The following is a 22,149-nucleotide window of genomic DNA, read 5'->3' on the forward strand; positions in this document are numbered from 1 at the left end:
CCTATCGCGATGCCCCATGTCCTCGTCGTGGGTGAGTCATGGTTCACCCACTCCGTCCACCAGAAGGGGTTCGACTCCTTCTTCACCTCCGAGTACGTCGAGGGCGCCCAGGTCTTCCTCGACGCGCTGCGCGACCGCGGCCACACGGTGACGTATGTCCCGGCGCACGAGATAGCGAGCAGAGTGCCCGCCACCGCCGAGGAGTTGGAGGCCTACGACGTCGTCGTGATCAGCGACGTCGGGGCCAACAGCTTCCAGCTCACCCCGCAGACCTTCGCCCACTCGGTCCCCGCGCCGGACCGTACGGAACTGCTCCGGGGCTACGTCGAGCGCGGCGGCGGGCTGCTGATGGTCGGGGGCTACCTCACCTTCACCGGCATCGACGCCAAGGCCCGCTGGGGCCGCACCCCGCTGGCCGCCGCGCTGCCGGTCGCCCTGTACGACCGGGACGACCGGGTGGAACTGCCCGCCGGGGCCGCGCCCCGGGTTCTCGCCCGGCACCCGGTGGTCGACGGGCTGGACGCGACCTGGCCGGACCTGCTCGGCCTCAACGAGGTGGCGGTACGGGACGGCGCCGACCTGCTCGTCGAGTGCGCGGGCCATCCGCTGCTGGCGGTGGGCGGTTACGGCGCGGGCAGGTCCGCGGCCTTCACGTCCGACCTGGCACCGCACTGGGCGCCGCCCGCCTTCCTGGCCTGGGAGGGCTACCCCGAGCTGTGGGACAGGCTGGTCCGCTGGCTGGCCGGCGCCTCGACGCAGGAGGAGGTCTGATGGTCACCGCCCACATCTCGGCCGCCCCCGGCGACTTCGCGCCGGACGTGCTGATGCCCGGTGACCCGCGTCGGGCCCGCCGGATCGCGGAAACGATCCTTCAGGATGCCCGGCTGGTCACCGACGTACGCGGTATCGAGGGATACACCGGCACATACCGAGGGGTGCCCCTGTCCGTGATGGCCTCCGGTATGGGCATGCCGTCCGTCACGATCTACGCGACCGAGCTGTTCCGCTTCTACGGCGTGCGACGCATCGTGCGGGTGGGCACCGCGGGCGGCATCCCCGCCTCGGTGGGGCTGCGGGACGTCGTCGTGGCGACGGCCGCCCACACCGACTCGGCGATGGGCAGCCGCCGTATCGACGGTGTGCACCTCAGCCACGCCGCCTCCTTCGGCCTGGCCGCGGCAGCCGCACGGGCCGCCGGGCCCGGACGGCACGTCCATGTCGGGCCCGTGTTCACCACCGACCACTTCTACCTGGAGCGCCCGGCGCTGTTCGAGGGGCTGGAGGCCCACGGCACGCTGGCCGTGGAGATGGAGGCCGCGGGCCTCTACGCGACCGCCGCCGCCGAGGGCGGCCACGCGCTCGCCGTGCTGACGGTCAGCGACCATGTGCGCCACACGGAGGCGCTCACCCCCGCCGAACGCGAGACGGACTTCGACCGCGCCGTCACCATCGCGGCCACCGCACTCCTCGCGGAAACAATTTCCTAACACGACGGCCGTAGCCAAAACGTTTTGCATTGCATAGCTTTCGGCCAATGGAAAAGAACAGTCCCCGCTCGAGAAAGAGATCAAAACAATGAACAAGATCAGAGTTCTGGGGGCCGTCGCGGCGCTCTCCCTCACCCTCGCCGGATGCGGTGCCTCGACCTCCACGGACTCCGCCTCGTCCGGGAAATCCGGCAAGCCGAGAATCAAGTTCGTCATCAACGGAAACCTCGGCGACCGTTCCTTCTTCGACTCGGCGTACGCGGGCCTGCAGAAGACCGAGAAGGACCTCGGCTACAGCCTGAAGGTCGTCGAACTGGGCAGCGACCGCACCAAGTGGGCCTCGGGCTTCGAGGACGCCGCCGCCGGGGACGACTACGACGTGCTCGCGGCTGGCACCGTCGACACCGTCGACTTCGTCTCGAAACTGGCCCCGGAATACCCGGACAAGAAGTTCTGGCTCTTCGACGGATCCGTCGACTACACGGGCAAGAGCGGCTGTTCCAACAAGTGCGCGAACGTCTACTCCGTCACCTTCAAGCAGAACGAGGCCGCCTATCTGGCCGGATTCCTCGCCGACAAACTCGTCGCCGCCAAGTCCCTTCCCGGCAGCGCCGGAAACGGGAAGGTGGGCGTGATCGGCGGAGTGAAGATCCCGGTCATCGAGGATTTCGTCGTCGGCTTCAAGGCGGGCTTCGAGGCGGCGGGCGGAAATCCGTCCTCCGGTGTTCTCGTGCAGTACGTCGGCGGCGACAACCCGTTCGGCGACCCGGCGAAGGGCAAGCAGATCGCCTCGGCGATGTACGGACAGGGCGCCGAACTGGTGTGGCCCGTCGCCGGCTCCTCCGGGCTCGGGGTGTTCGAGTCGGCCGTCGCCGCCAAGCGGTACGCCTTCGGCGTCGACTCCGACCAGTACAAGACGCTCACCGACGCCGACCAGCGGCAGACGGTCGTCACCTCCATCCTCAAGAACGCCGGCAACGCCCTCTATCTGGCGGCCAAGGCGAACACCGCCGGCACGCTCGCCTACGGGAAGCCCGCCTCCGTCGGCCTGGCCGAGGACGGCGTGGGCTACGTGGACAACGCCAACTTCGACAAGCTCGTCCCCGCCGCCGTACGCGCCGAACTCCAGACGCAGGCCGCGAAGGTCAAGTCCGGTGCTGTCAAGGTCCCTTCGGCCTTCTGACCTCCGCCCTCCGACCTCCGAGGAACACTGGTGGAACCCATCGAGGAATCCGACGCGGCCGTGCCAAATGCCGCGCAGCAGGCCCCGCCCGCCCTGGCGGCCACGGGGCTGGGCAAGACCTACCCCAACGGCACCCGCGCCGTGATCGACGTCGACCTGTCGGTGCCCGCCGGCGAGATCAGGGCGATCGTCGGGCAGAACGGCGCCGGCAAGTCCACCCTGATGAAGCTGCTGTACGGACTCGAACAGCCGTCGGCCGGTCAACTCAGCGTGCACGGCAGGCCGGTCAGGTTCTCCAGGCCGCAGGACGCCATCGCCCTCGGGGTGGGCATGGTCCACCAGAACCTCATGCTGGTGCCGTCGTTCACCATCGCCGAGAACGTCGTCCTCGGCGTCGAGCCCGGCCCGCGCGGCCGGGTCGACCGGGCGGCCGCCGCGACACGTACCGCCGCGCTGGCCGAGGAGGCGGGGCTCGCCGTCGACCCGGAGGCCAGGGTCGACGCCGTGTCGGTGGGCATGCGCCAGCGCGCCGAGATCCTCAAGGCCCTGCACCGCGGCGCCCGCATCCTGATCCTCGACGAGCCCACCGCCGTACTCACCCCCCAGGAGACCACCGACCTGTTCAGCGCGGTCCGCAGGCTGCGCGACTCGGGCATGACCGTGCTGTTCATCTCGCACAAGCTCAAGGAGGTACGGGAGATCAGCGACCGCGTCACCGTCATGCGCGCCGGGTCGGTGATCGGCACCGTACGCACCGAGGAGGCCACGCCCGCGCAGCTCGCGTCCATGATGGTCGGCCGGGAGATGTCCCTGGACGTGAGCAAGCCCCCGGCACGGCCCGGGGCGAACGTCCTGCGGGTGCGCGGACTCTCGGGCCCTGCGGTGCACGACGTGTCCCTGGACATCGCGGCCGGTGAGATCGTCGGCCTCGCGGGTGTCGAGGGCAACGGCCAGACCGAACTGGTCGAACTGCTCGCCGGACTGCGCCGCCCCACCGCCGGAACGGTCACCGTGGACGACACCGACGTCACCCACCTCGACGCGGCGGGCCACCGCCGGGCCGGTGTCGCCCATGTGCCCGAGGACCGGCTCTCCAACGGGGCGGCCCTGGACCGCTCCATCGCCGACAACCTGATCGTCGACCGCCACGACCGGCCCCCCGTCGCCCGCCGCGGCATCCTGCGCACCCGCCGCATCCGTGAACTGGCCGAGGAGCTGATCGGCCGCTACGCGATCCGCGCCCCCCACCCCGACGCGACGGCCGGTTCACTCTCCGGCGGCAACCTGCAGAAGGTCGTCGTCGCCCGCGAACTCTCCGCCCGGCCACGCCTGTTGCTCGCCGCACAGCTCACCCGGGGCGTCGACATCGGCGCCATGCACTTCATGTACGAGCGGCTCGTCGAGGCCCGTGACGCGGGCGCGGCGGTACTGCTGGTCTCCGCCGACCTCGGTGAACTGCTCGCGCTCTCCGACCGGTTGCTGGTCGTCAAGGACGGCCGGCTCGTCGCCCGCTTCGACGATCCCGCCGGGCTCACCGAGGAGGCCACCGGCCTGTACATGCTCGGTGTGGAACGGCATTCCGACGAGCGGATCACGGCAGGTGTCCGATGACCTCGATCATGGAACCGGCGGCGGAAGCACAGGGCCGGCCCGAGTCGCAGGGGCGGCGGGAGTTCCTCGCCACCCGGCGCCGTACGGCGGTCGTCGAGCTGACGATGACGGTGCTGACCGTCGCCGTCGCCGTCCTCATCGCCTTCCTGGTGGTCCTGGCCACCGGCAAGGACGCCACCGGCGCGCTGAACGCCCTGCTCACCGGCCCGCTGGAGCGCACCCCCCGGATCGGCCGCTGGCTCGCCGACGCCACCACCCTCGCACTGCTCGGCCTGTCGGTCTCGATCCCCTTCCGGGCCCGGCAGATCAGCCTCGGCGCGGAGGGCCAGGTCTACGCCGGTGCCCTGGCCAGCGCCCTGGTGGCGATCAACCTCCACCTGCCGCCCGTCGCCGCCGTGGTGGTGCCGCTCGTCGTCGCCGCCCTCGCCGGGGGCGCGCTGGGCGCGGTGCCGGGGGTGATGAAGGCCCGGCTCGGCGCCAACGAGATCGTCGCCACGCTGATGCTGAACGCCGTCGTCGTACGGGTCTTCGACTATCTCCTCACCGACCATCTCAAGGCGCCCGACAGCAGCGCCGTACAGTCCGCCCCGGTGCGCCCCGACTCGGCGCTGCCACTTCTCTCGGACTTCTTCGGCGTCCCCCTGGACCAGGCGAACGTCGGCCTCTTCGGGATGCTCGCGGTGGCGGCGGCCGTCTGGTTCCTGCTCGCCAGGACACCGCTCGGCTACCGCATCCGCATCACCGGCTCCAACCCGGACTTCGCCCGCTACGGCGGCCTCGACGTGCCGCGCACCATCGAGTGGAGCTTCGTCATCGGCGGCGCCCTGGCCGGTCTCGCCGGAGCCCACCTCGCGCTCGGGATCTACGGCGGGCTGCAGCCCGACATGGCCGGCGGCCTGGCCTTCGAGGGCATCGTCGTCGCCCTGCTGGGCCGCAACAACCCGGTCGGTGTGGTCGCCGCCGCGCTCCTCTACTCGTATCTGCGGGTCGGCGGCGATGTGATGGAGCAGCAGACCGACGTCGGCTCCGAGGCCGTGACCATCATCCAGGCGGTCATCGTGCTGCTCGTGACCGCCCGGGCGCTGCCCGAACTCGTCAAGCGGTACCTCGCCCGAAGGGAGGCCCGCTGATGGGCCCCGTGCTCGACGTCGTGCTCAGCACCGGATTCCTCGCGGCGATCCTCGGTGTGTCCACGCCGTACGTCCTCGCCGCCCTCGGCGGTCTGCTGGCCGAGCGGGCCGGTGTGCCCAACATCGCCCTGGAGGGCTCGATGCTGACCGCCGCCTGCACGGGTGCGCTGGTTGCCGGGTACAGCGGCTCGGTGTGGGCCGGTGCCGTCTGCGGGATCGCCGGGGGCGCGCTGCTCGCGCTGCTGCTCGGCGTGCTGCACCTGTACCTGGGCGCGGATCCCATCATCGCGGGCATCGGCCTCAACCTCCTTGCGGCCGGCGCGACCGCGTACACCGTGTACGCCCTCCTCGGCGACAAGGGTGGCACCAGCCGGCTGCACAGCGGGGCGCTGCCCTCGGTCCGGCTGCCCCTGGTCGAGGACGTTCCCGGCCTCGGCGCGGTACTCAGCGGGCAGAACGTGCTGACCTGGGCCGCCCTCGCCGCCGCCCCCGCGGTCGCCTGGCTGCTGTACCGGGCCCGGTTCGGCTTCCATCTGCGCGCCGTCGGCGAGCATCCCGAGGCGGCCCGCTCGGTCGGCATCCACGTCCACCGGGTCCAGTTCCGCGCACTGGCGCTCAGCGGCGCCCTGGCCGGAGCGGCCGGAGTGTTCCTGAGCATGGGCGCCGTGTCCTTCTTCGTCACCGGCATGACCGCCGGCCGCGGCTACATCGCCCTGGCCGCCGTCTTCCTCGGCGCCCTGCGCCCCTGGGGCGTCTTCCTCGCCGCCCTCGGCTTCGGCACCGCCGAGGCCCTCGCCGTCCAGCTCGGCAACCTCGACATCCCGTCCCAGCTCGTCTCCGCCATCCCGTACGCCTTCACCCTGCTCGCCCTCGCGTACTTCGCCTGGCGCCGCCGCCGCGCGGCACGTACCGCTCCCGCCCCTGCCCCCGGCCTGCCCACCTTGGAGACCCCATGAGCGTCCGCGCCGCCCGCGCCCGGATCATCGCCACCGCCGTCGTCCTCGCCGCGCTTCCCGCCCTCTCCGGCACCCCGGCCGCCGCCCACGACAGCGGCGTACGGCTGGACTTCCTGGGCGAGCGGGAACTACCGAACGCGACGGCCATCGAGGGCACCACCGTCGGCGGGCTGTCCGCCGTCAGCTACGACGCGAAGACGGGCACGTACTACCTGATCAGCGACGACCGGTCAGGGACCGGCCCGGCCCGCTTCTACACCGCTCGCATCGACTTCACCGGCGGCACCCTCAAGGACGTCGAACTCACCGGCACCCACCCCTGGCTCCGCCCGGACGCCACCACCGTCCCGCCCACGTCGACCACCACCTCCACCGTGGCGCCCGACCCGGAGGGCATCGCCGTCGACCCGCACGACGGCAGCCTGGTCTGGACGAGCGAGGGCGAACGCATCGTCCCGTCCGACGGCCCGGCCCTCCTCGGCGACCCCTGGATCCGCCGCGCCACCACGACCGGCGCCTACACCGGCCAGCTTCCGCTGCCCCCTCAACTGCACATGAACTCCCAGGAGTTCGGCCCCCGCAAGAACCAGACCCTCGAAGGAGTCACCTTCACCCCGGACGGACGGCGGATCGTCACCGCCATGGAGGACCCCCTCTACCAGGACGGCGCCGACCCCACCCCCGAGCACAGCGCGCTCACCCGCATCACCGTCCACGACGCACACACCGGACAGCCGCTGGCCCAGTACGCCTACCCCCTGGATCCGCTGTTCGCCACGCCTCCGGCGGGCAGCACCGACACCAACGGCGTCAGCGACATCGTGGCCCTCGGCCACGACCGCTTCCTGGTCCTGGAACGCGCCTCGATCTTCGCCGACAACAACTGGAAGGCCCGGATCTACCTGGTCGACCTCCACGACGCCACCGACGTCCTCGGCCGCGACTCCCTCACCGACCCGTCCACACGACCCGTCCGCCCGGTCCGCAAGACCCTGGTGGCCGACCTGTCCGACGTCCCCGGGCTGCCCCGAGTCGACAACGTCGAGGGCATCACCCTCGGCCCCCGCCTCCCCGACGGCCGCCGCACCGTCGTCCTGGTCTCCGACGACAACTTCGCCGCACGCCAGGTGACGCAGTTCATCGCCTTCGCGACCCACGGGATCTGACGAAGGGACGCGGGCCGCTCCCCTGGGATCGCCGCCCGGGCTAGAGGTTGTAGCCGCCCGACACCTCGATGTTCTGAGCGGTGACCCAGCGGCTTTCGTCGGAGACCAGGGTGGCGATCATCGCGCCGATGTCGGCGGGTTCGCCGACCCGGCCGAGAGCGGTCCTCGCGGCGAGGGCCGGGACGACCTCGGGGAACCGGGTGAAGGCGTCGTCGCCGATGAGGCTGGGCGGCACTACTGGAGCAGGGCTCACACCTCGTGGATCGCCGGTTCGTCCGGGAGCCGTGTCGGCCGTCGCTTCCTGGCCATCGTGGGTGAGGAGCACGCTCGCGCTGTCGCTTCCGGACCGCCGACTCGCTCGCCCGTCGCCTCCCGTCCGCCTGCCGTGCCCGTCGCGGGGGCGTCGCCCGCCTGGCAGGCATCGCTCGGTGCCCTGGCCGGGCTGGGCGCCGGCCTGGCCCTCGGATCACTGCTGCGCAGTCGACGCTAGGGTGCCGACTCCGGTTCGCCGGGGACGACCTTGGAGTCCGCCCCTGGATCTCGGAGTCCGGCCCTGATCCCCGATCGGGGCCCCACTGCGGCGATCTTTGCTACCGCTTGGCGCCGCGCATACCTGCCGCATAAGCGCTCTCCCTAGTGTCGATCGTGTCGATTGGCATGTGCATAAAGAGGTGCACGAGGTAGTCCTACGGGGGTTGGCCATATGTCGGATCTGGCGAAGGAAGCCACGTCGATGCACAGGGCGGCGGCGGGACTTCGGACAGTGGGACATCACACGGCCAAGCCCTTGCAGGAGTTCACGGCGGCCTCGTACGCCCTGGACGCGTTGGGGGCGCTCGGGTCGTTGCTGGGTGCGAAGGCCGAGATCGAGAAGGGCATGACCACCCTGTCCGAGCTGACCGGACAGCTGGAGGAGGAGTGGGAGGCGGAGGCGAAGCTGATCGGTGACGTGTCCGACGCCTTCGATCTGCTGGATCTGCTGCTGGCGGCGCAGGCCCGGGCGAAGAAGGGCTGAGCGGCCGGCTCATGGTGGACCTCAACCCGCTGCACTACATCAACAAGTTCAACCACATGTTCGGCGACTCGGTCGCCAGTGGTCTGGAGTTCCTGGGGATCTCGGATCCGGCCGTGGATCCGGACGGCGTACGGGAGATCGCGAAGAAGTGGCGCCAACTGGCCACCGGCCTGGAAGACGCCTCGGCTGCCGCCGACCGGGCGTTGGCGGACGTGGTGTGGGAGGGAAAGGCGGCCAAGGCCTTCCACAAGCGGTCCAGGGCTGCCGGCAAGAGCGCGACGGAGATGGCGCACTCGCTGCGGGAGGGTGCGAAGGCGCTGGACGACTTCGCGGACAAGGCGCATGAGCTGCTGACCGAGATCGGTGTGATCCTCGCGGAGATCGTCGAGTTCGAGATCGCCGGCCTGGCGCTGTCCATCCTGACCGCGGGCGCGTCGGAGGTGGCCTCGACGCTGATCGCGGGCGAGCGGGCGCTGAAGGTGATCGCGCTGGTCGGCCGGATCGAGGAGGAGGGCACCGCCCTCGGCTCCGTCGTGCGCGGGGTCATGGAGGTCATCCGGAACGTCGAGCGGGCCCTGAAGGCGCTGAAGGAGATCCGGGGCGTGGCGGCGGCCGGGAAGATGGCGATGGACGGGGCGAAGTTCTCCGCGTTCGAGACGCTACTCAAAGACCCGGCGGCGTTCAGGGACCCGGAGAAACTGGCGGGGATCCTGACCGAGGGCGCACTGGTCGGCATCGGATTCGGTGTCCTCGGCAAGACTCTCGGGAAGGGCCTGAAGGCACTCAAGCCCAGCGAACTCGCCAAGCTGGCCAAGGCGTTGAAGCTCGGCGGAAACGATCTGTCAGGGCTCAGGCTGCGGCCCGGTGAGGCCGAGGAGCTCGAAGCCGCCATTCAGGCGGCGGAGAAGGAGTGCAAGCTCGACCCGATCGACGTGGCCACCGGCGACATGCTGCTGCCCCAGACCGACGTCGAACTGCCCGGCGTCCTGCCGCTGCTGCTGCGGCGCACCCACGTTTCCTCCTACCGGTGGGGCGGTTGGTTCGGCCCGTCCTGGGCGTCCACGCTCGACCAGCGTCTGCAGGCGGACGACGACTCCATCACCTATGCGGCGCCGGACGGCTCCCGGCTCGTCTATCCGCTCCTGGAGTCCGACACCGATGAGCCCGTCTACCCAGGGGCCGGTCCCCGGATGCCGCTGTCCTGGGACACCGAGGTCGACGGCGCTCTGCGTCTGCTCGACCCCGGCACCGGTGTCTCCTACGTCTTCCACACGCCCGGGCCCGCCGATGACGGCAACGCGATAGAACTGCCGCTCCAGTTCATCGTGGACCGCAACGGACAGCGCATCACGATCCAGTACGATCGCATGGGCACGCCCGTGGGCATCACGCACTCCGGCGGCTACCGCATCGCGATCGACCGGCACCGCGAACTGCCCCGCATAACCGCCCTGCGCCTCCTGAACCCCGACAACACCGGTAACCCCGACGACGCGGAGAACGCGGGCAGCCACGGGACCACCCTCCTGACGTACGGATACAACGAGGCCGGCCAGCTCACCGAGGTCACCAACTCCTCCGGTCTGCCCCTGCGGTTCACCTACGACGCCGAGGGGAGGATCACCTCCTGGACCGACCGCAACGACACGTCGTACACCTACGCGTACGACCAGCGCGGCCGCGTCGTACGGGCCGAGGGCAGCGGCGGCTATCTGTCCGGGACGCTCACCTACGACGACGCCACCCGCACCACGACCACCACCGACGCGCTGGGAAACGTCACCCGCTACGAGCACAACGAGGCGTTCCGCCTCATCCGCACCACCGACCCGCTCGGGCACGTCACCCGCCAGGAGTGGGACGCGAAGCACCGGCTGGTGGCCGTCACCGACCCCCTGGGGCAGACAACCCGCCCGGTCCACGACGGCCTCGGACGCCTCAGCGGCGTCATCCGCCCCGACGGCAGCCGGATCAACACGGAGTACGACGACCTCGATCTGCCCACGGCCGTGACGGAACCCGACGGCGCCGTCTGGCGCTATGAACACGACGAACGCGGCAACCGCACCGCCGTCATCGACCCCTCCGGCGAGGCAACCCGCTACACCGTCGGGCGCAACGGCGCGATCAGGGGTGTCACGAACCCGCTCGGTGAGCGCGTCGAGATCACCTCCAACGCGGCCGGGCTCCCACTGACGGTCTCCGGCGCCTCCCGGGTGCTCAAGCGGTACACGTACGACGCTTTCGGACGACCGGTGCTGGTCGCGGGTCCCGGCGGAGCGACGACCCGCCTGACGTGGTCCGTGGAGGGCCGGCTCACCTCCCGTACGGGCCCGGACGGTTCGGTGGAGAGGTGGGTGTACGACGGCGAGGGGAACTGCACGAGCCACACGGATCCGCTCGGCGCGACGGTTCGCTGGGAGTACGACGTCTTCGACCTGCTGACGGCCCGGGTGGATCCCGACGGGACACGTCACGCGTTCTCCTACGACAGCGCACGACGCCTGACGACGGTCACCGACCCTCAGGGGCTCACCTGGGCCTACCGCTACGACCCTGTCGGGCGGCTCGTCGAGGAGACCGACTTCAACGGTCACACCATGACCTACGAGTACAACGCGGGAGGCCTTCTGGTGCGGCGGACCAACTCCGCCGGTCAGACCGTCACCTACGGGTACGACTCCACGGGGCAGCTCGTCGAGAAGGCCGCCGACGGCCGCACCACCCGCTTCGAGAACGACCCGGCCGGCCGCCTGCTGCGTGCCGTCGGCCCCGACTCGACGCTGGAGTACCGGTACGACGCGGTGGGACGCGTCGTGGCCGAGACCGTCGACGGCCGTGTCCTCGCCACCTCCTGTGACGTCGTGGGACGCCGCACCCGGCGCACCACCCCGGCCGGCGTCACGACGACGTACTCCTACCGCCCCGGCGGAAACTACGAAGCCCTCACTCTGTCGGGCCGCACGCTCTCCTTCACCCACGACGCGGCGGGCCGTGAGATCCAGCGCACCCTGGGCGACCGGTTCACTCTCGCCTTCGACTGGAACGATCAGGGCCGCTTCACCGGCCAGAGCCTCACCCTCCCCGGCACCGACCAGGCGCGCATCCACCGGACGTACGCCTACCGGGCCGACGGACACCTCACCTCCGTCACCGACGAGCACACCGGCAGCCGTACCTTCACCCTCGACCGGGCCGGCCGCGTCACCGCCGTTCGCGCCGCGGACTGGGAGGAGTCCTACGCCTACGACAAAGCGGGCAACCAGACCCACGCCTCGTGGCCGGACCAGCATCCGGGCGGCGAGGCCCGCGGCCCGCGAACCTACACGGGCACCCGGCTGACCAGCACCGGCGGCACCCGCTACGAGTACGACGCGGCGGGCCGCACGATCCTGCGCCAGAAGACGCGCCTGTCACGCAGACCCGACACCTGGCGCTACACCTGGGACGCCGAGGACCGCCTCACTTCGGTCACCACACCCGACGGCACCGTCTGGAACTACGTGTACGACCCGCTCGGCCGCCGTATCGCCAAGCAGCGTCTCACCGCGGACGGAGCCGTGGCCGAGGAGACCCGTTTCGCCTGGGACGGCAGCACCCTCACGGAGCAGACGACCCGCGTCACCGGGGCGGCGGAACTCGTCACGCTGACCTGGGACCACGACGGGCTCGCGCCCCTCGCGCAGACGGAGACCAGGTCATCGGCCTCGGCCCCACAAGAGATCATCGACCAGCGGTTCTTCGCCATCGTCACGGACCAGATCGGCACTCCCACCGAACTCGTCGACGAGAACGGCGACATCGCCTGGCGTACTCGCTCCACTCTCTGGGGCACGACGACGTGGAACCGGGATGCCACCGCCTACACCCCGCTGCGCTTCCCGGGCCAGTACCACGACCCCGAAACCGGTCTGCACCACAACTACTTCCGCCACTACGACCCGGAAACCGCCCGCTACCTCACCCTGGACCCACTCGGCCTCGACCCGGCGCCGAATCCCGTCGCCTACGTCGACAACCCGCACACCCTGTGCGACCCGCTCGGGCTCACGCCCTGCGACGAGGCCGACGTCACCTGGGGCGGTCGCGTCCGCTACGGTGCGCCCGGCCCGGGCGGACGCGCCACCGGCATGGAAGCCACCATCGAGTCGGACATGACCGGCGGAAAGACCAACCCCCAGGTCAACGTGCCGGGCTACCAGAAGTACATGAAGCTCAACAAGACGCACCTGCTCGGCGCCCAGATCGGCGGCTCGAACAAGGACGTACGCAATTTCGTCACCATGCACCGGTTCGCCAACTCGCCGGTCATGCGGAAGATCGAGGACCAGATCAGAGCGGCGGTCGACCGGGGCGAGACCATCGAGTACTCCGTCACCCCCGTCTACCGGTCCGAGGATCCGAGCGACGTCGTACCACTGGGGCTCACCGTGAACGCCCGGGGCAACAACGGCTTCGCCTTCACCCCCTACGAAAGCGGCGGCACGACGAACTCCGTCACTATCCTGAACGTCCCGAAGCACTGAAGCACGGCACCAGCAACCGCTGCAGAAGGGATCCGGCCGCCATGCACCCCGCGGTGGAACGCCTGACCGAGATCATTCCGCCTGCCGCTCCGCGCCGCCCACGCGACTGGGCGACCGCCGAGCAGCAGCTCGGCACGCCTCTGCCGGAGGACTACAAGGAACTCGTCGAGACCTACGGAGGCGGCGTCTTCGACGAGACCGTCTGGCTGCTGGACCCGGACTGCCCCGACGAGGACTACAACCTCCTCGCCCAGGCGACGGCACGCGCCGAGATCCTCGCCGATCTGTGGCAGACCGAGGCCAGGCCGGCGGAGCTTCAGCACGATGCCGAGGCTCAGGTCCTTCCCTGGGCCTACGTCGAGGAGAGCGGCGCATACCTGTACTGGCTGCGGCGGCCGGCGCAGAAGCCGAGCGAGTGGACGGTCATGCTCAACGAAGGCCGCGGCCCCGAATGGGAACACCACGCCGACCAGTGCGCCGCCTTCCTCCTGTCCGTCCTGACAGGCGAGGCGGAGACCGAGTACTTCCCCGACCTCCCCGTCGAGAGCCACCAGTTCGACTCCAACGACGACATCCTCTCGTAGCCGCCGCTGCGGACGAGGGCCGTTCCCCCGACGAACGATCGCCACGGACGCCGAAGACGTCGCTGCCTCGGCATCATCGGCAACCCCCGCTACGGGACCACCCGAGGCCTGGCGGACGTCACCCGGTATGTGGCCATGGACTGGCTCGGCTGCCCGCGTGAGCGGCCGCGGACGCCGCCTCGAAGCAGCCGCTACAATCCCGCCATCGGAGGGGGGACCGATTCTTCAGTCGCGCCACTGTGCGGCATGCGCCGTCCTTCCCGCTTCCGTTCCAGGAACCCTGGGTCGCATGCATCCGCGGATCGGCCCACACAGCACTGAAGGAATCATGATGTCCCAGCTTCACGCCGGCCGCAGGACCATCCTCGCCTCTCTCGTGGCCGCAGCCGCGGGTGGCCCACTCCTGACCGGCGTTGCCGCGACTCCGGCCGCCGCCGTCAGCAGTGACCTCTACACCTCGAACTCGGACCTGTACACGAAGGCGATCGAGGGCCAGGACTTCGCCCGCCGGTTCAAACGGCACGAGGCGTTCGACAACGACAAGACCCTCACCCCTCTCCCCCGCCTGACCACTGTGCTGGCCATCCACGGAGGCGGAATCGAGATAGGCACCTCCGAACTCTGCCTCGCCATAGCGGGTTACAAGCCCGACACGCTCGCCGCGGTCACAGCGGGCGCCCCGGTGTACGACTACTGGATGCTCGAGGGCATCCGCACTTCCAACAACGGCGACCTGCACGTCACCTCGTCGCACTGCGACGACCCGGTCGCCCGGTCCATGGCCGCCGGCAGCGCCAACGTCCTCAGCCTGCACGGCTGCACCGCAGCCCAGGCGGGCACCCCCGCGGGCCAGCCCAAGGCGGTCGTGGTCGGCGGCCTGAACGCCCGCTTCCGCGAGCTGCTGTCCACAAAACTGAGCAGCGCGGGCTTCCAGGTCCTCGGCGGTGACCCGGAGGACCTCAACGGCGACGTGTCGGAGAACATCTGCAACCGCACCCTGACGGGCGAAGGCGGCGGTCAGCTGGAGATCACCACCGAGCTCCGCCAGAGCTTCTTCGGCAACTACTCCGGTGCGAGCAACCGTGCGGCCACCGCCAACGACGAGTTCTGGAAGTTCACCAACGCCTGCCGTGACGCCATCGCGGCGATGGAGTCCGAGCAGCTGGCCCGCAAGAGCCTCTTCGTCTACTGACCCGGCGCCGCGACCCGGCGCCCGCCCTCTGGCTGGGCGCGGGCGCGGTTCGCGCCCAGTACGCGACTGCCGAGGCCGTCCGCGACACCTGGCGTTGGTGGGCGCGGCCGTAGACGGCAGGGCCCTTGCCTGAAGTAGCCCCATCAGCCGCGTGCACGGGCAGAGGAGAGCGCAACCTCCTGAACGAACTGCCCGTGCGCGCACCTTCCGCCCTCCGGCGGGAAGATGCTCAGTGTCAGCTCCCCCGCGCGCCGTCCCTTGGGCGGACGACCACGCCGGGTCGGCCTCTCTCGTTCTGGCGGGACGCGGACCGGGCGGCGTGAGTGAGGGACTTTCTCCCCGTAGGGCCGCCGTCTCCGCTACGTCGACCACGGCTCGGGCGGAGAGATGTTCGTCCTTGTGCACGGGATGGGCGGGGGTGGCAGCGCCGGCCGGAGACAACTTCCCGACCTCGCCCGCCGGGGCCGTGTGATCGCCCTCGACCTGCCGAGCTTCCGCCGTTCGCGACCACGGAACCGCCTCCGACCTCGGCTGCAGAGGTCGGAGGCGGTTCCGTGTCACGCCGCGATGGCCGGCCGGAACCGGATCGGAGCCAGAACGGTGCGCGCCCTTACCTGAAGGACCGCAGGCGCAGGCTGTTGGTCACGACGAACACCGAGGAGAACGCCATCGCGGCGCCGGCGATCATCGGGTTGAGCATGCCGAACGCGGCCAGTGGCAGGGCGGCGACGTTGTAGCCGAAGGCCCAGAACAGGTTGCCCTTGATGGTGGCGAGGGTCCTGCGGGAGAGGCGGATCGCGTCGGCGGTCACGCGCAGGTCGCCGCGTACGAGGGTGAGGTCGCCCGCCTCGATGGCCGCGTCGGTGCCGGTGCCCATGGCCAGGCCGAGGTCGGCGGTGGCGAGGGCTGCGGCGTCGTTGACGCCGTCGCCGACCATCGCGACCGTACGGCCCTCGCTCTGCAGCCGCTTGACCACGGCAACCTTGTCCTGCGGGAGGACTTCGGCGATGACCTCGTCGATGCCGACGGCCCTGGCCACGGACTCGGCGACGCGCTGGTTGTCGCCGGTCAGCAGGATCGGCTTCAGGCCCAGGCGGCGCAGCTCGGCCACTGCCTCCGCACTGGTGTCCTTGACCACGTCGGCGACGGTGAGGACGCCGCGTGCCTCGCCGTCCCAGGCGACGGCGACCGCCGTACGCCCCTCGGCCTCCGCTGCGGCCTTGGCCTCGGCCAGCTCCTGGGGCAGTTCGATGGCCCTCCCCCACTCTCGGCTTCGCTCGAGCGGGAGGACCCCCGTCTTGAGGAGCTTCTCCCGCCCGACGAGCACCGCGTGCCCGTCGACGACGCCCTGGACGCCGAGGCCGGCGATGTTCTCGAAGTTCTCCGGCACTGGCAGGCTGCCGACCCTCTCAGCGGCACCGGCCGCGATGGCCTGGGCGATCGGGTGCTCCGAGGCGTACTCCAACGCGCCCGCCAGCCGCAGCAGTTCGTCCTTGTCCACACCGGTTGCGGTGAAGACGTCCCGCAGCCGCATGCGGCCTGTGGTGACGGTGCCGGTCTTGTCGAGGAGGATCGTGTCGACGCGGCGGGTGGACTCCAGGACCTCGGGGCCCTTGATGAGGATGCCGAGCTGCGCGCCGCGCCCGGTGCCGACCATGAGCGCGGTCGGGGTTGCGAGCCCGAGGGCGCAGGGGCAGGCGATGATCAGGACGGAGATGGCGGCGGTGAAGGCGGCCACGGTGTCGCCGGTGGCCCCGAACCACACCCCGAACGTGGCGATCGCGATGAAGATGACCACCGGGACGAAGATCCCGGAGATCCGGTCGGCGAGCCGCTGCACCTCGGCCTTGCCGTTCTGCGCGTCCTCGACCAGCCTCGCCATCCGGGCGAGCTGTGTATCGGTGCCGACGCGGGTCGCCTCGACGACCAGTCGGCCGCCCGCGTTGACGGTCGCGCCGGTCACGGCGTCGCCGACGGTCACGTCGACCGGTACGGACTCGCCGGTCAGCATGGACGCGTCGACCGCGGACGCGCCCTCGACGACGGTGCCGTCGGTCGCGATCTTCTCGCCGGGGCGTACGACGAAGCGGTCGCCGACGGCCAACTGCGCGACAGGGATGCGTACTTCCCGACGTGCTCGCAGTACGGAAACGTCTTTGGCTCCCAGGTCCAGCAGGGCCCGCAGTGCCGCGCCCGACTTCCTCTTGGCACGAGCCTCCAGATACCGTCCGGCGAGGATGAACGTGGTCACCCCGGCAGCGGCCTCCAGATAGATCGAGGACGATCCGTCACCACGGGAGATCGTGAAATCGAAGCCGTGCCGCATCCCTGGCATCCCGGCGTGTCCCCAGAACAGCGCCCACACCGACCAGCCGAACGCGGCGAGCGTGCCGATGGACACCAGCGTGTCCATGGTCGCGGCGCCGTGCCGGGCGTTGGTCCACGCGGCCTTGTGGAAGGGGTAGGCGCCCCAGACCACGACCGGAGCGGCCAGCGTCAGCGAAAGCCACTGCCAGTTGTCGAACTGCAGGGCCGGCACCATCGCCATCGCCACGACGGGCACGGTGAGCACCAGCGACACGTACAGGCGTTCGCGCAGGGACAGCAGTTCGCCGTCGGCCGCCGGGGCGGTCTCACCGCCGCTCTCGTCGGCGGCGGCCGGCGGGGGCGGCTCCTCGGCGGTGTAGCCGGTCTTCTCGACGGTGGCGATGAGGTCGGCGACCTCGATGCCCGCCGGGTACGAGACCTTCGCCTTCTCGGTGGCGTAGTTGACGGTCGCCGTGACGCCGTCCATCCGGTTGAGCTTCTTCTCGATGCGGGCCGCGCACGAGGCGCAGGTCATCCCGCCGATCGCGAGCTCGACATCGGAGGCGGGCGCGGGCGCTGTGTCGGAGACTGCCTTCTCGGGAGCCGTGCTGGTCATGCGTATCTCCAGGGGGAGGCCGGGACGTACGGCGTCCGTATCAGCGGAGCGGTACGTCCCGGCGCGGGGAGGGATTCGCGTATCCGGGGCCGTGGGCCCCGGCGGAGCTGTCAGGCGCGGCCGACGAGCTTGTAGCCGGCCTCGTCGACGGCGGCGCGGACGGCCTCCTCGTCGAGCGGGGCGGCGGAGGTGACGGTGACCTCGCCCGTCTTGGCGACGGCCGTCACCGCGCTGACGCCGTCCAGGGCGGAGATCTCCTGGGAGACCGCGCCTTCGCAGTGGCCGCAGGTCATGCCGGACACCTTGTAGACGCTGGTGGTGGCACCAGCGCCATCGATCTGGACGTCGGACGTGGTGCCGGACCCGCAGCCGCCGGACCCGCAGCAGGAGCTCGTGCTGGTGTTCGTCTCGGTGGTCATGGCCTCTTCCTCCGGTGTGGGTACGTGGGATCGCTCGTCGGCGGAAGGGATGTTTGTTCACCCTCTCGACCGATGACAACGGTATACCCCCCAGGGGTATTCCGAAAGCCGCTCATCCCGCTAATTCACTTAGTAGGAGTCTGGCCTGCGAGGACAACTTCGCATCGAGGCGACGGTGAACAGGGCGGCCTGATCGCCATCGCGGCGGTGATCCTCGCCCTGGTCGCTCCGGACGCGGACTTCCTGACCAGGGCCCGCTGCTGTCGCCGGTGCCGGGCAGGATCGCGGCATCGCCGACCACGTCCACGAGTTCGCCCACGACGGCCGGCCCCACCTCGGCGCCCCTGCCACTGCGAGCGGCGATCGGGCCGAAGCGCGCGGGTTCCCGGAATCACGGAGCCGGAGCGCGTCGAAACCGGACGCCCGTTCCCTGTCTCCTGGGCCGGTGGTGCGAGTTCAGCCTTCGGACCTGGGAGCAGCGGGGCGCGCCGTGACAGCGATCGTCCTTGCCGCGTCGGCGTCACTGTTCGCGCTTGTGTTCGTACTCCGTCCCGGGCGCCGGATACGAGGCTTCGGGGCCGGGTCGGGTCCGCTCCGTGGTGATGCCGGCCCCCTGCGCGGTCCCGCCCTGGTGGGCGACGCCGTCCCCGCGCCGGTCAGTCATGCCCGGCGCTCACGCGGTCATCATCAGCAGCATCGCCGACATGGTCGCGCCCATGCCGATGTGAGCAGCCAGCGCCGCGTCCGGCGCGGCTCCCAGTTTGCCGCGCCCGCCCCGGCCGGGTCGTTGCGCCGTCCTGCTCTTGTCCCACACCGAGATCGTCAGCGACGCAAGGAAGACGAACACCGTGTCCGGCATGGCGAGCAGCCACCGGCTCACACCCCGTGAGCCGGTAACCCGGCCGCGCCTGCCGGTGCCTTGGACCCTCGCCCACACGGAGGCGCCGATCGACAGCACGAAATACACGGCGAGCACCGCGATCAACCACCGCCACACCGAACCGGATCCCCCTGAGGAACCCGCACCGGCCGCGACGTTCGCCATGCCCGGCATGTCCATCCCGGGCATGGAGCCCATGCCCTCCATCCCCTCCATCCCCTCCATGGAATCCGTTCCGGCCGTCTGATGCGTGCTTGACGTGCTCGCCGTGTTCTCCATGCCTGGCATGCCCGCCATGGAGTGCCCGTCTCCGAGGGCGAGCACGGGTCCGGACGACGTGCTCGTCATAGCGAGGGTCATGACCACCATGCCGGCGCTGCCGACGATGAGGTGCACCCAGTGGCGGCCGTGCTTCCACCCGTGCTCGCGCGTGTGCTTGACCGACATCGCCACGCCCCCGAGCCCGAGGGTGCCGAACGCCACCGCCCACCACATGCCGTAGCCCGCGTACCAGCCGACCGTCGCCGGGAGTGCCATGGCGGCCATGCACAGGCCCATCAGCAGGTCGCCGCCCGCCGCGAACCGGGCCTCACCGCTGGTGGTCGCGACCCGGACCGCGCTGACGGCGGCCACCAGGGCAGCGACCAGCGCTACGGTCCAAGTGAGCGTCAGGGTTCCCATCTTCACCTTTCCGATCGTCCGAGCGCGGCGGGTCCGTGTGGTCGACGTCGCCGCGTCGTACGAGCGCCATGGCGGCGCCTCGTAGGCTCAACTGCTAGTGCCCTTAGTACGTTGCGGGTGCTGATGATGTTCATGTGGCTGGTGGGGGATGCGCCCCGTGGTCTTTGTGACGAGCCGTAGGGCAGCACCGATCGTCTGCCGACGGGCCCCGTCCCGGCCGAAGCCGATGACCTTGTCGACCGCCGCGGGACGGCTGGTCTGCCACTGCCGCGGGCTGGGCGACCGAGCCCGCTCGGCGAGCCGGCGCAGGGCCGCGATCGGCACCACGGCACCAGCCGCCATTACCGGCCGGCGCGAGGGCTTCTACGATGGCCGCTCCGGTCCACCGCTGAGACCCCCCGCTCATGCGCACAGCCTCCGCCCCGGGCCGGACAGACGCACGACACAACGTGGCACCGGCTCTGCGGCCTTGCCGTGTTCTGTGTACACCGCCCGCCGCTCATCGGATCTCTCCCGGACAGAGCGGTACGGCCCACATCGGGACGGGAAAGCGGGCGGCCTCGTCACAGCGGGATTCTTAACACTCTCCTGCAACCAGCTTTGGCTGCCGCTGCCGGTCGTCTCCCTAGGTTCGACAACGCGAACGTGCCTTCGCCGCGAACGAGTTGCTCACCTCACCCCCCTCGGAGTGCCAGAGATGGTCGACCACGACACTGCCCAGCAAGCCCCGCCCGGCTCCGTGCCGAAGTCCCGTGTACGCCCCGACAAGTGGTGGATGCTCGGCGCCGTGTCGGTGGCCACGTTCATGCTGCTGCTCGACGTCACCGTGGTGAACGTGGCTCTCCCGGACATCCAGCAGTCGCTGGACTCCAGCTTCTTCGACCTGCAGTGGGTCATCGACTCCTACGCCCTGACCCTCGCCGTCTTCCTGCTCGCCGCCGGTACCCTCGCCGACCAGCTCGGCCGACGGCGTGTCTTCGTCGTCGGGCTCGCGGTCTTCACGGTCGCGTCGATGCTCTGCGGCCTGGCGACCACACCCCTGATGCTGAATCTCGCGCGCGGAGTGGAAGGGGTCGGTGGCGCGGTGATGTACGCCGTCGCACCCGCGCTGATCGCCAACGACTTCCACGGCAGGCAGCGCGCCGTCGCCTTCGGCATCTCCGGCGGTGTCACCGGTCTGGCCGTCGCGGTCGGGCCGCTGCTGGGAGGTGCCCTCACCGCCGTGAGCTGGCGGTGGATCTTCCTGCTGAACGTACCGATCGGCATCCTGGTCACCGTCGTCATGCTCACCCGGGTCGCCGAGTCCCGGGACCCGGTGCGCAGGCGCACCGACTGGCCCGGTCTCGCCGTGTTCTCGGCCGCGCTGAGCATGCTCGTCTTCGCGCTCATTCGCGGCGAGGCGCAGGGCTGGACCGATCCGCTCATCCTGGGGCTGTTCGCCGGTGCCGGTGTGCTGCTGCCTGTCTTCGTGCTGATCGAGCGGAAGCGGCGCGACCCGATGCTCGACCTCGGTCTGTTCCGCATCCGCTCCTTCAACGGTCTGGCCATCGCGACCGTGGCGGCCAACGCGGCCCTGATGACGGCGATCCTGTTCCAGGTTCTGTACATGCAGTACGTCCTGGGCTTCTCCGCGTACGGCACCGGGCTGCGCTATCTCCCGCTCACCCTCGCGGTGTTCGTCGCAGCCGCGGTCTCGGGCACCTTCGGGGACCGTATCCCCGCCAGACTGCTCGTCGGCGTCGGCTGTGCGGCGTTGGGCCTGGGCATGCTCGCCGCCGACAGTGTCACCGCCGACTCCCCGTGGACCGACCTCCTTCCGGGCATGCTGCTCGCGGGGTTCGGCATGGGCGTGTTCAACCCCGTACGGGCTGCTGCCGCCGTGGCGCTGGTGCCGGTGTCGAAGGCGGGGATGTCCTCCGGCATGAGCGAGACCTTCCAGCAGGGTGGCGTCGTCCTGGGGGTCGCCGCGCTCGGCTCGGTGGCGCACAGCAGGATGAGCGAGGACTTCTCGGCCGCGGTGACCGCCTCGGGACAGTTCTCCGGCGACGCCGCGGACCGGCTCGCCTCGATGGTGTCCGCGGGTCGGCTGACCGAGGTGGCGGGCGCGGTGCCTCCCGCCCAGCGTGCCGTGGTGGCCGCCACCGCCAACGACGCCTTCGTGGCGGGCCTCGACCTCGTGATGCGCGTCGGCGGGATCGTCGCGATCGTGGGCGGCGCACTCGGCTTCGCCCTCATGCGCCGGCGCGACTTCCCCAAGGAGAACCCGGACCCGGACCAGCCCGCCGTACAGGTGCCCGCGCACTGAGCCGGACCCCGCTGCCGGAACCGGTGAACGAGTACGCCCGGCCGGGGTGGAACACACCAGCCCGTCGGACCACGAGCGACGCACAGAGAGG

General features: G+C 70.5%; 18 protein-coding genes. 13 read left to right on the forward strand and 5 right to left on the reverse strand.

Annotation, left to right across the window (positions count from 1 at the left end):
* The first annotated feature begins 9 nt into the window (after positions 1-9).
* The 7 genes from OG241_RS17780 (at position 10) to OG241_RS17810 (ending at position 7,533) form a co-directional block, all read left to right on the forward strand.
* A complete protein-coding gene (locus OG241_RS17780) occupies positions 10-771 on the forward strand; it encodes a glutamine amidotransferase (protein WP_405816436.1) in 762 nt (253 codons plus the stop codon).
* Positions 771-1,487 carry a purine-nucleoside phosphorylase gene (deoD, locus tag OG241_RS17785; RefSeq protein WP_405816437.1) on the forward strand — a complete coding sequence of 239 codons (717 nt, stop codon included), beginning with the start codon at positions 771-773 and terminating at the stop codon, positions 1,485-1,487. Before OG241_RS17780 ends, deoD begins: the two co-directional genes overlap by 1 nt.
* An 88-nt stretch (positions 1,488-1,575) precedes the next feature.
* A complete protein-coding gene (locus OG241_RS17790) occupies positions 1,576-2,670 on the forward strand; it encodes a BMP family protein (protein ID WP_405816439.1) in 1,095 nt (364 codons plus the stop codon).
* 30 nt (positions 2,671-2,700) lie between these two features.
* Positions 2,701-4,281, forward strand: a complete 1,581-nt coding sequence (locus tag OG241_RS17795) for an ABC transporter ATP-binding protein (RefSeq protein WP_405816441.1) — start codon at positions 2,701-2,703, stop codon at positions 4,279-4,281.
* Positions 4,278-5,411 (forward strand): ABC transporter permease, encoded by a 1,134-nt coding sequence (locus OG241_RS17800; protein ID WP_405816443.1) that lies wholly within the window; start codon positions 4,278-4,280, stop codon positions 5,409-5,411. The genes OG241_RS17795 and OG241_RS17800 overlap by 4 nt, the downstream gene beginning before the upstream one ends.
* Entirely contained in the window at positions 5,411-6,367 is a 957-nt protein-coding gene (locus OG241_RS17805; protein WP_405816445.1) for an ABC transporter permease, read from the forward strand. The genes OG241_RS17800 and OG241_RS17805 overlap by 1 nt, the downstream gene beginning before the upstream one ends.
* The gene (locus OG241_RS17810) at positions 6,364-7,533 is read left to right on the forward strand and encodes an esterase-like activity of phytase family protein (protein ID WP_405816447.1); all 1,170 of its coding nucleotides are present in this window, start codon (positions 6,364-6,366) and stop codon (positions 7,531-7,533) included. Before OG241_RS17805 ends, OG241_RS17810 begins: the two co-directional genes overlap by 4 nt.
* 40 nt (positions 7,534-7,573) lie before the next feature.
* Here the strand turns inward: OG241_RS17810 and OG241_RS17815 are convergent, their stop codons facing one another.
* Positions 7,574-7,858, reverse strand: a complete 285-nt coding sequence (locus OG241_RS17815) for an SDR family oxidoreductase (RefSeq protein WP_405816449.1) — start codon at positions 7,856-7,858, stop codon at positions 7,574-7,576.
* Here OG241_RS17815 and OG241_RS17820 point away from each other — a divergent pair.
* The 5 genes from OG241_RS17820 to OG241_RS17840 all read left to right on the forward strand — a co-directional run bounded on the left by OG241_RS17820 (position 7,796) and on the right by OG241_RS17840 (position 14,850).
* Positions 7,796-8,023, forward strand: coding sequence for a hypothetical protein (locus OG241_RS17820; protein WP_405826283.1), 228 nt, complete (start codon positions 7,796-7,798; stop codon positions 8,021-8,023). The genes OG241_RS17815 and OG241_RS17820 overlap by 63 nt on opposite strands.
* Positions 8,024-8,296: 273 nt before the next feature.
* Positions 8,297-8,548, forward strand: coding sequence for a hypothetical protein (locus OG241_RS17825; protein WP_405816451.1), 252 nt, complete (start codon positions 8,297-8,299; stop codon positions 8,546-8,548).
* Between the two features lie 11 nt (positions 8,549-8,559).
* Positions 8,560-13,074 (forward strand): DUF6531 domain-containing protein, encoded by a 4,515-nt coding sequence (locus tag OG241_RS17830; RefSeq protein ID WP_405816453.1) that lies wholly within the window; start codon positions 8,560-8,562, stop codon positions 13,072-13,074.
* Between the two features lie 41 nt (positions 13,075-13,115).
* On the forward strand, positions 13,116-13,658 hold the full coding sequence (locus OG241_RS17835; RefSeq protein WP_405816455.1) for an SMI1/KNR4 family protein: 543 nt from the start codon (positions 13,116-13,118) through the stop codon (positions 13,656-13,658).
* A gap of 328 nt (positions 13,659-13,986) precedes the next feature.
* On the forward strand, positions 13,987-14,850 hold the full coding sequence (locus tag OG241_RS17840) for a poly-gamma-glutamate hydrolase family protein (protein WP_405816457.1): 864 nt from the start codon (positions 13,987-13,989) through the stop codon (positions 14,848-14,850).
* Between the two features lie 610 nt (positions 14,851-15,460).
* Here the strand turns inward: OG241_RS17840 and OG241_RS17845 are convergent.
* From OG241_RS17845 to OG241_RS17860, 4 genes are all read right to left on the reverse strand, one after another.
* A complete protein-coding gene (locus OG241_RS17845; protein ID WP_405816459.1) occupies positions 15,461-17,773 on the reverse strand; it encodes a heavy metal translocating P-type ATPase in 2,313 nt (770 codons plus the stop codon).
* Positions 17,774-17,883: 110 nt separating this feature from the next.
* On the reverse strand, positions 17,884-18,192 hold the full coding sequence (locus OG241_RS17850; RefSeq protein WP_405816461.1) for a heavy-metal-associated domain-containing protein: 309 nt from the start codon (positions 18,190-18,192) through the stop codon (positions 17,884-17,886).
* 520 nt (positions 18,193-18,712) lie between these two features.
* The gene (locus OG241_RS17855; protein ID WP_405816463.1) at positions 18,713-18,856 is read right to left on the reverse strand and encodes a hypothetical protein; all 144 of its coding nucleotides are present in this window, start codon (positions 18,854-18,856) and stop codon (positions 18,713-18,715) included.
* A 9-nt stretch (positions 18,857-18,865) separates the two neighbouring features.
* Complete coding sequence (locus OG241_RS17860) at positions 18,866-19,753, reverse strand: DUF5134 domain-containing protein (RefSeq protein WP_405826285.1); 888 nt, start codon at positions 19,751-19,753, stop codon at positions 18,866-18,868.
* 697 nt (positions 19,754-20,450) lie between these two features.
* On the opposite strand from OG241_RS17860, the gene OG241_RS17865 reads away from it, so the two are divergent.
* The gene (locus tag OG241_RS17865) at positions 20,451-22,058 is read left to right on the forward strand and encodes an MFS transporter (protein WP_405816464.1); all 1,608 of its coding nucleotides are present in this window, start codon (positions 20,451-20,453) and stop codon (positions 22,056-22,058) included.
* The last annotated feature ends 91 nt before the right edge of the window (positions 22,059-22,149 follow it).

The organism is Streptomyces sp. NBC_01390, from assembly GCF_045040105.1.
Classification (GTDB): Bacteria; Actinomycetota; Actinomycetes; order Streptomycetales; family Streptomycetaceae; genus Streptomyces.

Bases quoted from the DNA above. Each gene is read 5' to 3' on its own strand.
- OG241_RS17780 (WP_405816436.1), top strand. From the start codon at position 10: ATGCCCCATGTCCTCGTCGTGGGTGAGTCATGGTTCACCCACTCCGTC.
- deoD (WP_405816437.1), top strand. From the start codon at position 771: ATGGTCACCGCCCACATCTCGGCCGCCCCCGGCGACTTCGCGCCGGAC.
- OG241_RS17790 (WP_405816439.1), top strand. From the start codon at position 1,576: ATGAACAAGATCAGAGTTCTGGGGGCCGTCGCGGCGCTCTCCCTCACC.
- OG241_RS17800 (WP_405816443.1), top strand. From the start codon at position 4,278: ATGACCTCGATCATGGAACCGGCGGCGGAAGCACAGGGCCGGCCCGAG.
- OG241_RS17805 (WP_405816445.1), top strand. From the start codon at position 5,411: ATGGGCCCCGTGCTCGACGTCGTGCTCAGCACCGGATTCCTCGCGGCG.
- OG241_RS17810 (WP_405816447.1), top strand. From the start codon at position 6,364: ATGAGCGTCCGCGCCGCCCGCGCCCGGATCATCGCCACCGCCGTCGTC.
- OG241_RS17830 (WP_405816453.1), top strand. From the start codon at position 8,560: ATGGTGGACCTCAACCCGCTGCACTACATCAACAAGTTCAACCACATG.
- OG241_RS17835 (WP_405816455.1), top strand. From the start codon at position 13,116: ATGCACCCCGCGGTGGAACGCCTGACCGAGATCATTCCGCCTGCCGCT.
- OG241_RS17840 (WP_405816457.1), top strand. From the start codon at position 13,987: ATGATGTCCCAGCTTCACGCCGGCCGCAGGACCATCCTCGCCTCTCTC.
- OG241_RS17845 (WP_405816459.1), bottom strand. From the start codon at position 17,773: ATGACCAGCACGGCTCCCGAGAAGGCAGTCTCCGACACAGCGCCCGCG.
- OG241_RS17850 (WP_405816461.1), bottom strand. From the start codon at position 18,192: ATGACCACCGAGACGAACACCAGCACGAGCTCCTGCTGCGGGTCCGGC.
- OG241_RS17855 (WP_405816463.1), bottom strand. From the start codon at position 18,856: ATGACTGACCGGCGCGGGGACGGCGTCGCCCACCAGGGCGGGACCGCG.
- OG241_RS17860 (WP_405826285.1), bottom strand. From the start codon at position 19,753: ATGGGAACCCTGACGCTCACTTGGACCGTAGCGCTGGTCGCTGCCCTG.
- OG241_RS17865 (WP_405816464.1), top strand. From the start codon at position 20,451: ATGGTCGACCACGACACTGCCCAGCAAGCCCCGCCCGGCTCCGTGCCG.